Source organism: Sphingobium sp. B11D3D (assembly GCF_025961755.1).
Classification (GTDB): domain Bacteria; phylum Pseudomonadota; class Alphaproteobacteria; order Sphingomonadales; family Sphingomonadaceae; genus Sphingobium.
Genome location: NZ_JAOQOG010000001.1, coordinates 3,059,333 through 3,073,086, shown reverse-complemented (window position 1 = coordinate 3,073,086; position 13,754 = coordinate 3,059,333). Strand labels below are relative to the sequence as shown.

14 protein-coding genes are annotated in these 13,754 nt (G+C 66.8%); 5 read left to right on the top strand and 9 right to left on the bottom strand.

Annotated elements, in window-relative coordinates:
* Window positions 1-24: 24 nt before the first annotated feature.
* Complete coding sequence (gene clpB, locus M2334_RS14530) at window positions 25-2,604, bottom strand: ATP-dependent chaperone ClpB (protein ID WP_264605777.1); 2,580 nt, start codon at window positions 2,602-2,604, stop codon at window positions 25-27.
* A gap of 276 nt (window positions 2,605-2,880) precedes the next feature.
* Here clpB and M2334_RS14525 point away from each other — a divergent pair, with 276 nt between their 5' ends.
* Together M2334_RS14525 and M2334_RS14520 are read left to right on the top strand one after the other, a co-directional pair.
* Window positions 2,881-5,754, top strand: coding sequence for a M16 family metallopeptidase (locus tag M2334_RS14525; RefSeq protein ID WP_264605776.1), 2,874 nt, complete (start codon window positions 2,881-2,883; stop codon window positions 5,752-5,754).
* A 29-nt stretch (window positions 5,755-5,783) separates the two neighbouring features.
* Window positions 5,784-6,086, top strand: coding sequence for a hypothetical protein (locus M2334_RS14520; protein ID WP_181558682.1), 303 nt, complete (start codon window positions 5,784-5,786; stop codon window positions 6,084-6,086).
* A gap of 86 nt (window positions 6,087-6,172) precedes the next feature.
* Here the strand turns inward: M2334_RS14520 and pal are convergent, their stop codons facing one another.
* The 8 genes from pal to ruvA form a co-directional block, all read right to left on the bottom strand.
* On the bottom strand, window positions 6,173-6,688 hold the full coding sequence (pal, locus tag M2334_RS14515; RefSeq protein WP_264571999.1) for a peptidoglycan-associated lipoprotein Pal: 516 nt from the start codon (window positions 6,686-6,688) through the stop codon (window positions 6,173-6,175).
* A 111-nt stretch (window positions 6,689-6,799) separates the two neighbouring features.
* Window positions 6,800-8,143 carry a Tol-Pal system beta propeller repeat protein TolB gene (gene tolB, locus M2334_RS14510; protein ID WP_264572362.1) on the bottom strand — a complete coding sequence of 448 codons (1,344 nt, stop codon included), beginning with the start codon at window positions 8,141-8,143 and terminating at the stop codon, window positions 6,800-6,802.
* A 5-nt stretch (window positions 8,144-8,148) separates the two neighbouring features.
* Window positions 8,149-9,012 (bottom strand): TonB C-terminal domain-containing protein, encoded by an 864-nt coding sequence (locus M2334_RS14505; RefSeq protein WP_264605775.1) that lies wholly within the window; start codon window positions 9,010-9,012, stop codon window positions 8,149-8,151.
* A 9-nt stretch (window positions 9,013-9,021) separates the two neighbouring features.
* Entirely contained in the window at window positions 9,022-9,492 is a 471-nt protein-coding gene (locus tag M2334_RS14500) for an ExbD/TolR family protein (RefSeq protein WP_181558685.1), read from the bottom strand.
* Window positions 9,492-10,196 carry a protein TolQ gene (gene tolQ / locus M2334_RS14495; RefSeq protein WP_264605774.1) on the bottom strand — a complete coding sequence of 235 codons (705 nt, stop codon included), beginning with the start codon at window positions 10,194-10,196 and terminating at the stop codon, window positions 9,492-9,494. Before tolQ ends, M2334_RS14500 begins: the two co-directional genes overlap by 1 nt.
* A 20-nt stretch (window positions 10,197-10,216) precedes the next feature.
* Window positions 10,217-10,675: a tol-pal system-associated acyl-CoA thioesterase gene (gene ybgC / locus M2334_RS14490; RefSeq protein ID WP_264605773.1), complete on the bottom strand. Its 459-nt coding sequence runs from the start codon at window positions 10,673-10,675 to the stop codon at window positions 10,217-10,219.
* Window positions 10,676-10,791: 116 nt separating this feature from the next.
* Window positions 10,792-11,811: a Holliday junction branch migration DNA helicase RuvB gene (gene ruvB, locus M2334_RS14485; RefSeq protein ID WP_264572002.1), complete on the bottom strand. Its 1,020-nt coding sequence runs from the start codon at window positions 11,809-11,811 to the stop codon at window positions 10,792-10,794.
* A 34-nt stretch (window positions 11,812-11,845) separates the two neighbouring features.
* Window positions 11,846-12,463 carry a Holliday junction branch migration protein RuvA gene (gene ruvA, locus M2334_RS14480; protein ID WP_264572363.1) on the bottom strand — a complete coding sequence of 206 codons (618 nt, stop codon included), beginning with the start codon at window positions 12,461-12,463 and terminating at the stop codon, window positions 11,846-11,848.
* 263 nt (window positions 12,464-12,726) lie between these two features.
* On the opposite strand from ruvA, the gene rpmH reads away from it, so the two are divergent.
* From rpmH to yidD, 3 genes are all read left to right on the top strand, one after another.
* Window positions 12,727-12,861, top strand: coding sequence for a 50S ribosomal protein L34 (gene rpmH / locus M2334_RS14475; RefSeq protein ID WP_014074358.1), 135 nt, complete (start codon window positions 12,727-12,729; stop codon window positions 12,859-12,861).
* 44 nt (window positions 12,862-12,905) lie between these two features.
* Window positions 12,906-13,346: a ribonuclease P protein component gene (gene rnpA / locus M2334_RS14470; RefSeq protein WP_264606095.1), complete on the top strand. Its 441-nt coding sequence runs from the start codon at window positions 12,906-12,908 to the stop codon at window positions 13,344-13,346.
* 169 nt (window positions 13,347-13,515) lie between these two features.
* A complete protein-coding gene (gene yidD / locus M2334_RS14465; protein WP_181558690.1) occupies window positions 13,516-13,728 on the top strand; it encodes a membrane protein insertion efficiency factor YidD in 213 nt (70 codons plus the stop codon).
* Window positions 13,729-13,754 lie beyond the last annotated feature (26 nt).

Sequence of the window (13,754 nt, the reverse complement as noted above, 5' to 3'; positions counted from 1 at the left end):
CCTTTATTACGTGCGTTCGCACCCTCACCCCACCGTCAACACCAGCGCCCCATCGCCCTCATCGACGCGCACAGTTGCGCCGTCGGGCACTTCGCCGCGCAGGATGAGGTCGGCGAGCGGGTCTTGCAGATATTTCTGCACCGCGCGCTTCAAGGGGCGGGCGCCGTAGACCGGATCGTAGCCCACCCGGCCGAGCCAGGCGCGGGCGCCGTCGGTGAGGTCGAGCGTGACCTTGCGGTCCTTGAGCAGCTTGCCGACGCGGGCGACCTGGATGTCGACGATCGGCCCCATATGCTCTGCGCCCAGGCGGTGGAACAGGATGATCTCGTCCAGCCGGTTGAGGAATTCGGGGCGGAAGTGCGCACGCACCACGTCCATCACCTGATCCTCCACCTTTTCCACCGGCTCATCGTCACCAAGGCTGGTGAGGAACTGGCTGCCGAGGTTACTGGTCAGCACGATGATCGTGTTGGTGAAGTCCACGGTGCGGCCCTGCCCGTCGGTCAGGCGGCCATCGTCGAGCACCTGGAGGAGCACGTTGAACACGTCGCCATGCGCCTTCTCCACCTCGTCGAACAGCACGACCTGATAGGGCCGGCGGCGGACGGCTTCGGTCAGCACGCCGCCTTCCTCATAGCCGACATAGCCCGGCGGCGCGCCGATCAGCCGCGCGACGCTGTGCTTCTCCATGAACTCGCTCATGTCGATGCGCACCATCGCATTGCTGTCGTCGAACAGAAATTCGGCGAGCGCCTTGGTCAGCTCCGTCTTGCCGACGCCCGTCGGGCCGAGGAAGAGGAAGCTGCCGAGCGGCCGGTTGGGATCCTGCAGACCCGCGCGTGAGCGGCGCACGGCGGTGGAGACGGCCTTCACCGCATCGGCCTGGCCGATCACCCGGCGACCCAGCTCCTCCTCCATGGCCAGCAGCTTCTCGCGCTCGCCTTCCAGCATCTTGTCGACCGGAATGCCGGTCCAGCGCGAGACGACGCTGGCGATGTCCTCGCTGGTTACTTCCTCGCGCAGCATCGCGCCCTTGGAGGCGGACTGCGCCTCTTCGAGCTGCTTCTCCAGCGTCGGGATGGTGCCATATTGCAGCTCGCCAGCCTTGGCATATTCGCCGGTGCGCTGCGCCTGCTCCAGCTGGATGCGCGCGGCATCGAGCTGTTCCTTGAGCCTGGCTTCGCCCGCGATCTTGTCCTTTTCGGCCTGCCAGCGGCCGGTGAGCTCGGCCGACTGCTGCTCCAGATTGGCGAGGTCGCCTTCCAGCGCCGCCAGCCGGTCCTTGCTCGCCTGATCGGTCTCCTTCTTCAGCGCCTCGCGCTCGATCTGGAGCTGCATGATCCGCCTGTCGAGATTCTCGATCTCCTCGGGCTTGGACTCCACTTCCATGCGGATGCGGCTCGCGGCCTCGTCCATCAGGTCGATGGCCTTGTCCGGCAGGAAGCGGTCGGTGATGTAGCGGTTGGAGAGCGTCGCGGCCGAGACAATGGCCCCGTCCGCGATCCGCACGCCATGGTGCGTCTCGTATTTGTCCTTGATGCCACGCAGGATGGAGATGGTGTCCTCCACCGTCGGCTCGCCAACGAACACGGGCTGGAACCGCCGCTGGAGGGCGGGGTCCTTCTCGACATATTTGCGATATTCATCGAGCGTGGTCGCGCCGATGCAGTGCAGCTCGCCGCGCGCCAGAGCCGGCTTCAAGAGGTTGGAGGCATCCATCGCGCCCTCGGATTTCCCCGCGCCGATCAGCGTGTGCATCTCATCGACGAAGAGAATGATCTGCCCGTCCGCGCCCTTCACCTCGTCGAGCACGCCCTTGAGGCGCTCCTCGAACTCGCCGCGATACTTCGCGCCGGCAATCAGGCTGCCCATGTCGAGCGCCATCAGCGTGCGGTCCTTGAGCGTGTCGGGCACGTCGCCATTGGCGATGCGCAGCGCGAGGCCCTCGGCGATGGCGGTCTTGCCGACGCCGGGCTCACCGATCAGCACCGGGTTGTTCTTGGTGCGGCGGGCGAGGATCTGGATGGTGCGGCGGATTTCCTCGTCGCGGCCAATCACCGGATCGAGCTTGCCCTCCCGCGCGGCCTCGGTGAGGTCGCGGGCGAACTTCTTGAGCGCGTCATAGCGGTCTTCGGCGGATGCGGTGTCCGCGGTTCGGCCACCCCGCAGGCTGTTGATCGCGCCATTGAGCGCCTCGGCTTTCACGCCGGCGGTGGCCAGCGCCTTGCCGGCGGCGGTCGTCGTCGCCAGTGCCAGAGCGAGCAGCAGCCGCTCGACGGTGACATAGCTGTCGCCCGCCTTCTGCGCGACCTGCTCGGCGGAATCGAGCACGCGCACCGCGTCATTGTCGAGGCCCGGCGTTTGCTGCGCGCCCGATCCGCTGACGGCGGGCACCTTGGCCAGCGCCGCGTCGGTCTCGCGCAGCGCGGTCGCGGCATCGCCCCCCGCCGCCTTGATGAGGCCGCTGGCCATGCCCTGCTCATCCTCGAGCAGCGCCTTGAGTAGATGCTCCGGGCTGATGCGCTGGTGGTTCATGCGGATCGCAACAGTCTGTGCGCTCTGCAGGAAGCCTTTGGCCCGGTCTGTGAACTTTTCGAGATTCATACTATCTCCCTTCGCCCGCCACAGATGGTGTTGCTATTTCGCAACACAAGAGGGCGGTGCGTTTTTCTCCGGCGCGATCCGGGCAGCATGATCGACCGCTGCCAATATGCCATGCCAGCTTCGATATGATCAACGCTCAAGCTCGCTGGCGGGTCCTCAATCCGGGGCCGGTTCGATCCGGCGCTAGGCTTGGCCGCCGCCTGCCGCTATGGTCCGGCCATGGTTCAGGCCGTCGCTGCTACGGGTGGCGACCTGTTGATATTCGTCGGAGATTCTATGCGTCTGACTGTTCGTCGTTCGACTGCCCTCATGTATCTGGGCGTTTGCAGCCTTGCCCTTACGGCATCCGTGCCGGCCTGGTCGCAAGCGCAGCCCGCCCCCCGTCCAGCAGCCACCGCGACGGCCAGCGCAGCCGTCAAGCCCGCGCCGCTCGCCGATCTCATCAAGCGAGTCGACATTCCCTACGAGACGTTCACGCTGCCCAATGGCCTGCGCGTGATCGTGCATACCGATCGCAAGGCGCCGGTCGTCGGCGTCACCGTCTACTACCGTATCGGCTCCAAGCATGAGCCGGAAGGCAAGACCGGCTTTGCGCATCTCTTCGAACATCTGATGTTCGGCGGGTCGGAGAATGTGCCCAATTTCGACGAGCCTTTGGTCTCGGCCGGCTCCACCCCGACCAATGGATCGACGTGGTTCGACCGCACCAATTATGTCGAGACGGTGCCGACGGGCACGCTCGATCGCGCGCTGTTCATGGAGGCGGATCGCATGGGCCGCCTGCTCGGCGCGGTGACGCAAGGCAAGCTCGACGCCCAGCGCGCCGTGGTGCAGAACGAGAAGCGGCAGGGTGACAATCAGCCCTATGGCCTGGTGGAATATGTGCAGCTTGAGACGCTGCTGCCCAAGGGCCATCCCTATGGCCACTCGACCATCGGCTCGATGGCGGATTTGGACTCCGCCTCGCTGGAGGATGTGAAGGGCTGGTTCCGCGATCATTACGGGCCGAACAACGCGATCCTGGTGCTCGCCGGCGATATCGACGTCGCCACGGCCAAGGCGAAGGTCGAGAAATATTTCGGCGGCATCGCGGCGGGGCCGGCGGTCAAGCCGGTTGCCGCGCCCATCCCGACGCTGCCTGCACGCGTTGACAAGGTGATGAAGGACCGCGTGGCGACCACGCGCATCTATCGCATGTGGGTAACGCCGGGCCGCAATGACAAGGATGCGCCGTTGCTCTCCGTGGGCGGCGCGGTGCTCGGCGGCCTCGCCAGCTCGCGGCTGGACAATATCCTCGTCCGCGATGAGCAGATCGCGGTGAGCGTGACCGCGGGCGTGCAGCAGTTCGAGCAACTCGGTTTCTTCATGGCGACGGCGGATGTGAAGCCCGGCACCGATCCGGCGCTGGTCTCCCGCCGGCTCGATGAGATTATGGGCGATTTCATCAAGACTGGCCCAACAGCCGACGAAGTCACCCGCGTGGCCACCCGGCAGGTGGCCGGCGAGATTGCCGCGCTTGAAGTGGTCGGCGGATTCAGCGGCAAGGCGTCCACCTTGGCTGAGGGACTGTTATATTCGGACGATCCTGCCCAGTACAAGAAGGACCTGGCGGCCATCGCCGCCGCGACGCCCACGGCCGTGACGGCGGCGATGCAGCGCTGGCTCACCCGCCCCGTGTTTGCACTGACGGTCGAGCCCGGTGAGCGGGAGGCCTATGAGGATGCGAGCGTCGCAGCGCCGGGCGAGAATGCGCCGGCGGATGTCGCGGCGCCCAAGCCGACGCTGGCGATTCCGGACGTGACGCAGAACCCGGACCTCGATTTCCCCACGGTGGAGATGGCGACGCTCGGCAATGGCATCAAGCTGCACGTCGCGACCCGCTCGACCGTGCCGACGGTCAGCATCGCGGTCAATTTCGACGCTGGGCTTGCCAGTGACCGGCGGGACCGGATGGGGCTGGGCACGCTGATGCTCGACCTGCTGGAGGCCGGCACCACCAGTCGTTCGACCATCCAGATCGCCGAGGAGCAGGAGCGGCTCGGCGCCAGCATCTCGACCGGGCAGAGCATGGACCGCACGTCCATCTCCCTGTTCGCGCTCAAGCCCAATCTGGCGCCTTCGCTCGACCTGCTGCAGGACGTGATCCGCAATCCCGCCTTCGCCCCGAGCGAGATCGAGCGGCTGCGGACCATCCAGCTTGCCGGCATTGCGGCGGAAAAGACGCAGCCCAGTGGCCTTGCCAACCGGGCAATCTCACCGCTGCTCTATGGCCCGCAGCATCCTTATGGCGTCGTCAGCGCGCGGGGCGAGGAGGCCACGGTGAAGGCGATCACGCGCGATGACCTCCTGCATTACCATGGCGGCTGGATCGTCCCGAGCAAGGCTGAGATCTTCGTCGCCGGTGACATCACCATGGCCGAGATCAAGCCCCTGCTGGAGGCGCGCTTCGGCAATTGGCCGCAGAACCGCATGGCCTCGCCGGTCAAGGATTTCTCCGTGGCGGTGCCGACGCCCAAGCCGGGCATCTACCTCATCGACCGGCCGCAGTCGCCGCAGTCCGTCATTCTGGGCGGGGTCGTCACCAAGGCGACCGGGCGCGATGACCTGGTCGCGTTCAACATGGCGAACACCGTGCTGGGCGATGATTTCCTCTCGCGGCTGAACGCGGACATTCGGGAGGCCAAGGGCTGGTCCTATGGCGTGCGCGGCGCGCTCAGCCGGCGGCTGGAGCGCAGCCCCTATCTGGTCAGCGCGCCGGTGCAGGCGGACAAGACCGGCCCCGCCATCGCGGCGATGCGGGACCAGATCGTCAGCTTCCTTGGGCAAAAGGGCGTGACGCCGCAGGAATTCGCGCGCGTCGTCAATGGCGAGATCGCCGGCTTGCCGGGGCAGTTCGAGACGACCGGCGCGGTGCTCGGGCAGATGCAGGCGGATGCGCTGTTCGGCCGGCCGTTCGATTATGTCGAGACGCTGCGGGCGCGCTATCAGGCGCTCACCCCGGCCCAACTCGACGCGGCGGCGAAGCAACTCATCGACCCCGCGCAGCTGAGCTGGGTGGTGGTCGGCGACAAGAGCCAGATTGCGGACCAGCTCAAGCCGCTGGGGTTGCCCGTGACGGAGATCACCCCCGGCGCAGCCCCCGCTCGCTGAAGAACGTTCATTCCGGAAGGAGAGATGAAATGGCCAAAGTTGACGGCGCTTATGATTGCACCACCAAGACCCCGATGGGGGATCAGGCGAGCGTGTTCACCGTCGTGACGGACGGAGACACGTTCAACGGCACCAATGCGGGGCCGCTCGGCTCGCTGGATGTGAAGAACGGCAAGGTGGATGGCAACCGGCTGACCTGGACCATGGAGATGACCATGCCCATGCCGATGACGCTCACCTGCGAGGCAATCGTGACCGACGGCAAGATCAGCGGCACCATCGATGCCGGCGCTTTCGGCACCATGGCGATGACGGGTACGCGCCGCGGCTGACGGCCCGTCCGCCAGCAGGGCAGATCATAGAAAAGGGCAGCCTCCCGCTTGGAAGCTGCCCTTTCTGTTTGGCGTTCTGGCGCGTGTCAGTCGACCGTGACGGTGACTGCGCGACGGTTCTGAGCCCAGCTGGCTTCATCCGAGCCGAGCGCGACCGGGCGCTCCTTGCCGTAGCTGATCGTGTTGATGCGGCCGGCATCGATGCCGAGCGACGCCAGATAGTTCTTGGCGGCATTGGCGCGACGCTCACCGAGCGCGAGATTGTATTCGCGGGTGCCGCGTTCGTCGGCATGGCCTTCGACGGTCACGCGCTTCTGCGGGTAGCGCATCAGCCATTCGGCCTGGCTGCGCAGCACGTTGCGATCTTCATCGTCGATGTCGCTCTCATCCGTGTTGAAGAAGATACGGTCCGAGGTCACGCTGGCGACGAAGTCCGCCTGGCTGCCCGGGGTCGGGCCGCTCGGCGTGGGCGTCGGCGTGGTGGCTGGCGGCGGAGCCGTGTCAGCCGGGGCGGGGGGAAGAGTCTCCGGCGCCTTTTTGGCACAGGCCGAAAGGGCGAGCGCGGCACTGGAAACCAGCAGCAACAGGGGTGTGGTACGCATGGGGGCTTCTCCTACTGTCCTGAACACAAACCGGTTCGTCGTATGGTTGGGGCGTTTTGCCGACAAGTCAACCTGAAGATATGAAAACAAAGATGAATTATTGGTTCCCCGTCACTGAAGCAGTGGCCCCCAAGCGGGGTCGGAGCCGTCCACCGGCGTTACGATCTTGCGCTCGTTCACGCCCGTCAGGTCCACCTGCCAGATCGACGAATTGCCCGATCGGCCGGCTGCGGTGCGGAAGAATTGCAGCACGCGGCCATTGGGCGACCAGGTCGGCGCTTCATCTTGCCAGCCATTGGTGAGGAGACGCTCGTTGCTGCCGTTCACATCCATCACACCGACCCGGAAGTTGCCGGCGATCTTGGTGAAGGCGATGAGGTCGCCGCGCGGGCTCCATTCCGGCGTCGCGTAACGGCCACCGCCGAAGCTGATGCGGCGCTGTCCCGAGCCATCCGCATTCATCACATAAATCTGCTGCCCGCCCGAGCGATCGCTCTCGAACACGACGCGCGTGCCATCCGGCGAGAAGGAGCCGCCGACATTGATGCCCGGCGTGTTGGTCAGCCGTGTCGGGCGACCACCTGCGACGGGGATCTTGTAGATGTCCGTATTGGCGCCGCTCGCCATCGAATAGAGCAGCGTGCGCCCATCGGGCGACCAGCGCGGGGCGAAGATGGCGCCGCTGCCTTCCAGCAGCACGCGTTGGCGGCCCTGATCGACATCATAGATGTAGATGCGCACATTGCGGCCGACATAGCTCACATAGGCGATGGAGCGATAATCCGGCGACCAGCGCGGCGTGAGCGCCAGGCTCTGGCCGTTGGTGATGAAGCGATGGTTGGCGCCATCGCTATCCATGATGGCGAGGCGCTTGACGCGATTGTCTTTGGGACCGGTCTCGGCGATGTAGGCGATGCGGCTATCGAAGAACGGGCTCTCGCCAGTCAGGCGCGAATAGACAAGGTCGGCGCAGCGGTGCGCAGCCCGGCGCCAGTCGCGGGGCGCGACGACATAACCCTGTCGGGCCAGTTCGGTGCCGAGCGATACGTCATAGAGATAGCAACCGACCGTGATCTGCGAATCGCCGCCCGCTGAGCGCACGAAGCCCTGCACCAGCGCCTCGGCATTCATCGCGGACCAGCGCGCGAAGACGGGGCTGGTGACTTCCGCCATGGAGGGCGCCTGCACGCCATTGGGGCCGAGTGGCGTGAACAGCCCGGAGCCGCGCAGATCGTTGGCGATCACCTCGGCGATGCGCTGGCCAAGCGACTGGGTGGAGCCGGCCGGCGTTTCGACATTCTGCTGGGTCGGCATGGCCGGAACGGCGATCCTCAGATCGCTCTCGACCGGATTGGTGACGTCCACGCTGAGCTGCGCCGTGGCGGGCATCGCGATGAGCAGGGCCAGCAGGGCGCTGGCACCGCGCAGGGTTTTGCGTCGAAGGCTGAGCATCATCATGGTCACAGACTCGCATAAATGCGGAGCGGCCGGAGCCACTTCCACTGTTCATAAAATTCGGCGGGCAGGTTCTTGAACGGCGCGGCGCGTATCACGGCCTGCACGGCCCGCTCGGCATGAAGATCGGCCTGGGCGCGATTGCTGGCCGTCACGCCCTCCTGCCCGACGACCTCGACCCGGCCATCGATGCGCCCATCCGGTGTCAGGTGGACACTGAGCAGCGTCACCAGCTTTTCGGCATCGGCGCCCGAGGGTGGGCGCCAGTGCGGCTTGATCTGGCGGGTGATCTCCGCATTCAGTGCACGGGCCGCGACCGGGCTGAGCTTGGCGTTGGAGCCGCTGGTGTTGGGCGTCGCGCGGCTGGAGGCCGTCTCGGCGTCGATGCCCTTGAGGAAATCGTCGCCCAGCCGGGATGCACGCTGACGCGGCGCTTCCTCGCGCGCGGGGCGGGAGGGCGCGGGCTTGGCGGCCGGCGTCTCGCGCGTGCTGGCCCGCTGTTCGCGCGGCTTGGGCGCGGGCGGCGGGGGCGGAGCCGGCTTGGGCGTCGGTGCCTGCGCTCGGGGGGGCGGTGGCGGTGCAACCGGTTCGGGCTGTGCCGGCGGCGTGGGCGCTGCAGCGGCGGGCGGCGGCGGCGCAGCATCGGGCTCGACCTCGCCGATTTCCGGCGCGGTGGCGGTTTGCGGCACGTCCGGCGCATGCTCGCGGGTGAGGCTTTCGAGCGCGACTGCATCCGCGAAGGTCACGTCGATCGTCGACGGCGGTTTTAAATCGGCGCTCTTCTGGAACAGGCCGAGCGACAGCGCGCCGAGCAGAAGCACATGGCCCGCCGTGGAAATTCCCAGTCCTAGACGCTCGCGCTGGTCCATTCCCCGCCCTTATTCGCCCGTCACTGAACGCACGGTGGACGGATCCGATCCGCCCATGCCGATCCCGGTGGTGACGAGCGCCACCCGGTCCAGCCCGGCGCGATTGAGCTCGCCCATCACGCGCATGACGCGGCCATAATCGAGCGCGGCGTCGGCGCGCAGGAACACCTGCTCGTCCGGGCCCAGGCCGGCGCGCAGGGCATTGAGCCGGTCCGGCAGAGCATCGTCGCTCACCGGATCGTCATTGATGAAGACCGCGCCCTCCGGATCGACCGAGACGATGGCGGGCTTCTTGTCCTGATCCAGCGCGCTCGCGCGGCTCTCCGGCAGGCGCACCGGCACGCCGGTCACCAGCAAGGGGGCGGTCACCATGAAGATGATGAGCAGCACCAGCATCACGTCGACCAGCGGCGTGACGTTGATGTCCGCCATGGGCGCGCGTCGCCCGCCCCGCCGGTTGGAAGGCAGGTTCATGCCCATCAGGATTCAAGCTCGCGGCTGAAGGTGGTGTAGAGTCCGTCCGAGAAGCGCTGGACCCGCGCTTCCAGCCGGTTCACGCCATGGCTCAGGCGATTGTAGCCGATCACCGCCGGAATGGCCGCGAACAGGCCGATGGCGGTCGCGAACAAAGCCTCGGCAATGCCGGGTGCCACGACCGCGAGGCTGGTGTTCTGCTCGCCGGCAATGGCAATGAACGCGCGCATGATGCCCCACACCGTGCCGAACAGGCCGACGAACGGCGCCACCGAGCCGACGGTCGCGAGGATGTTCAGCCGGTCCGAAATCTTGTCGATGGTGCCAGCCAGAGCGGAGCCCATGGCGGTGGCGAGCCGGTCGCGCGTGCCATCCGGATTCATGCCGCGCTGGGCGGTGGAGCGGCGCCATTCGGCGATGCCGGCATTGAGCACCTGCGCGCTCGGCAGGTCTTCGCGGCCGCGCTCCTTGGCGAAGGCGTCCATGTCCTTGGCCTGCCAGAAGGCGCGCTCGAACTCGTCGCATCCCTTGCGCATCCGCCGGAGCCTTCCGGCGAAGCTGAAAATGATGCCCCAGGTCCAGACGCTGGCTAGCAGCAGGCCGACCATCACCGCCTTCACGACGATATCCGCCTGGAGGAACATGTCCACCGGCGACAAAGTGAGCGCATTGTCCGGCGCTGCGGCAGCAAGCATGAGGGTGAGAGTCATGGGCGGGGGTGTTTCTCCGGTCAGGAAGGAAGCGGCGCGAGCCGGCTGAAGCGATCGATCCAGTCCGCCGGCTGGCGGCGCGGGCGACCGGTGCTGTCGAGGAAAGCAACAGTGACGCTGCCTCGTGTCAGTTCCATGTCCTCGCGCCAAACCGACTGGGCTATAACGCAGCGCGCCGCGCCGAGTTGCGTCAGGTGGCTGCGCACGGTGAGATCATCGTCCAGGCGCGCCGGCGCGCGGTAGCGCAGCGCGATGTCCGTCACCGCATACACGCCCTCGCCGGCTTCCTGCGCCGCGCGCTGATCGATGCCGAGCTGGCGCAGCATATCCGAGCGGGCGCGCTCCATATAGCGCAGATAATTGGCGTGATAGACGACGCCGGAAAGGTCTGTGTCCTCGAAATAGACGCGCACGGGGAAGCGATGTTCTCCGTTCTCAAACTGTCCCGAAGCGGGATGAAGGGCGCTTTGCGAAGGCATGGGTGACCAGTCCTAACCGACGCGACTCGCGGCGGGAAGCCTTTTCAAGCGTCAGAACGCAGCAGGTCTTCGTTCTATCGCACGGGACCGGGGAGGATCGCTTGCCGCTCGTCGCCTCAGTCGAACAAACCGTCCTGGCTGCCCTCTGGCGGATTGAGGCCGAGGTGCTTCCAGCCCGGCGCATTCAGGATGCGGCCCCGGGCCGTCCGCGCGATGATGCCAAGCTGGAGCAGATAGGGCTCGATGACATCCTCGATGGTGTCGCGCGGTTCGGAGAGGCCAGCGGCGAGCGTCTCGGCACCAACCGGGCCGCCTTTATAAATGTCGGCAATCATCCGCAGGTAGCGGCGATCCATCAGGTCGAGGCCGAGCTGGTCGACCTCCAGCCGGGTCAGCGCGGCATCGGCGGCGGCGGCATCGACGACATCATGGCCGGCGGCATGGGCGAAATCACGAACCCGCCGCAGCAGCCGTCCGGCAATGCGCGGCGTACCACGGGCGCGGCGGGCGATTTCGCTCGCGCCATCGGGGGCGATCGGCAGGTCGAGCAGCCGCGCGGCGCGGGTGATGACATGCTCCAGCTCATCGACGGTATAGAAGTTGAGCCGCACGGGGATGCCGAACCGGTCGCGCAGCGGCGTGGCCAGCATGCCCTGCCGCGTCGTCGCGCCGACCAGCGTGAAAGACGGTAGATCGATCCGCACCGAGCGGGCCGAGGGGCCTTCCCCGATCATGATGTCGAGCGCGCGGTCCTCCATGGCGGGGTAGAGAATTTCCTCCACCGCCGGATTGAGCCGGTGAATCTCGTCGATGAACAGCACGTCGCCTTCATCGAGATTGGTAAGCAGCGCGGCGAGATCGCCCGCCTTGGCGATGACCGGACCGGACGTGGCACGGAACCCCACGCCCATCTCCCGCGCGACGATCTGCGCCAGCGTCGTCTTGCCCAGGCCCGGCGGGCCGAAAAACAGCACATGATCGAGCGCTTCGCCGCGTGCGCGGGCGGCGTTGATGAAGATCCGCAGATTCTCGCGCGCGCCCTTCTGCCCGACGAAATCGTCCAGCGTCTTTGGGCGCAGCGCGGCATCCATATCTTCAGGCGTGCGGCCAGCGGTGAGGAGGGGGGAGCTTGCCATCAGCCCGGCACCCTAGCGCGCGTTGACCGGCCCGTCACTTGGCAGCCTTTCGCAGCGCGAGGCGGACCAGAGCATCCAGAGAGGCGCTGTCGCCCAGCTCGTCCAGCGCGGCGCTGACGGCGATGCTCGCTTCGCCCGGCTTGAAGCCCAGCGAGGCGAGGGCGGAGAGGGCATCGGCCTGCACGCCCGTCGCGGCCGGGATCGCCGCGCCGCTCGCATCCAGCCCGATGGCGAAGGATCCGGTCGCGATGGCGCCGACCTTGTCCTTGAGTTCGCGCACGATGCGTTCGGCGAGCTTGGGGCCGACGCCATTGGCGCGGGCGACCATCGCCTTGTCCTGCGCGGCAATGGCGCGGTGCAGGTCACTCGGTTCCAGCGCGGAGAGAATGGCCAGCGCCACGCGGGCGCCAACACCTTGCACGCCGGTGAGCAGGCGGAACCAGTCGCGCTCCGCCTCGCTTGCGAAGCCGACCAGCCGGATGAACTCCTCGCCCACCAGCATCTCGGTATGCACGGTCACGGCCCCGCCGACGCTGCCGAGCGCCGAGAGGCTGCGCGAGGACATGCCGACGAGATAGCCCACGCCACCGACATCGATGACGGCACTATCCAGTCCGGTGGAGACAAGCAGGCCTTTCAAATGCGCGATCATGAGGCGGGTGTAGCGATGTTCCCGCTTCGTTTCCACCGTTTCTGAATGAGGCGCGCCTGGCTATTCATTCCCTTGCAGTTAGCCGCGCGGCCCGCCTAAGAGAGCAGCGCAGCGCGGCGTCCTTTTCCGTGCCGCTGATTGACAAATAAGCCCGCTTTGCCTATCCGCGCGCCTTCGGACAGACGGCCGCTCCTCCCGGATCGGGGCGAGGCGGCCATTTTTGTCGAGTCTGCAGAACCTGATTCGATTTTGAGGAATGAACGATGAAGCGCACCTTTCAGCCGAGCAACCTTGTTCGCAAGCGCCGCCACGGTTTCCGCCTGCGCATGGCGACGGCAGCCGGCCGCAAGCTGCTGAACGCGCGCCGCGCCCGCGGCCGCAAGAAGCTGACCGCCTGATCGAGCCCGGCGCGGACGGCGCGCTGCGGCGCGTCGTGGGTCGCATGACCCGCCGCGCCGACTATCTGGCCGCCAATCGCGGCCAGCGCGCACCCATGCCAGGCTTCGTACTGCTGGTGCGCGATCGGGGCGATGGCGATCCTACGGCCCGCCTCGGCATTACCGTCACCAAGAAAATCGGCGGCGCTGTCATCCGGAACCGGATGAAGCGCCGTTTTCGTGCGCTTGCGCGCGAGATCCTGCCCGCGCACGCCATTGCCGGCGCCGATCATGTGTTGATCGGCCGCGAGGGCGGTGTCGAGCGCGATTATGCCTTGCTGGCCGCCGAGCTTGAGAAAGCGCTGCGGCGCATCGCCAGCGGCAAGGGTGCCCCGCCGCGCGAAGGCGGACGGGGTCGGGGTGGGCGCGGCTCCGGTGGGAGCAAGAGGGTGACGCCCCCGGCGCCTCACAATGACCCTGCGCCGCGCAATGAGCCGCCCGCATGACGTCGATCAGGGATTGTCGCCTTGGCCCCGCACAACCCGTGCTCCTGCGAAGGCAGGAGCCCAGGGCCCAACCGACTGCCCTTGCCGCCCTGGGCTCCTGCCTTCGCAGGAGCACGGTGGTCGAGGCTGGAAGACCATGGCGTCGCCGCACACTCGACCACTTCGCCCCATGATCGCGCGCCTTCTCATCCTCGTGGCGCGCTTCTGGCAGATCGGACCGAGCCGGATTCTGCCGCCCTCCTGCCGCTATTCGCCGAGCTGCTCCCAATATGCCATCGAGGCCCTGCGGAAATATGGGGCGATAAGGGGTGGCTGGCTGGCGTTGAAGCGGCTATTGCGCTGCCACCCATGGGGCGGCTGCGGCCATGATCCGGTGCCCTGACGCCGAATCCCCTGACATGAGCTGAC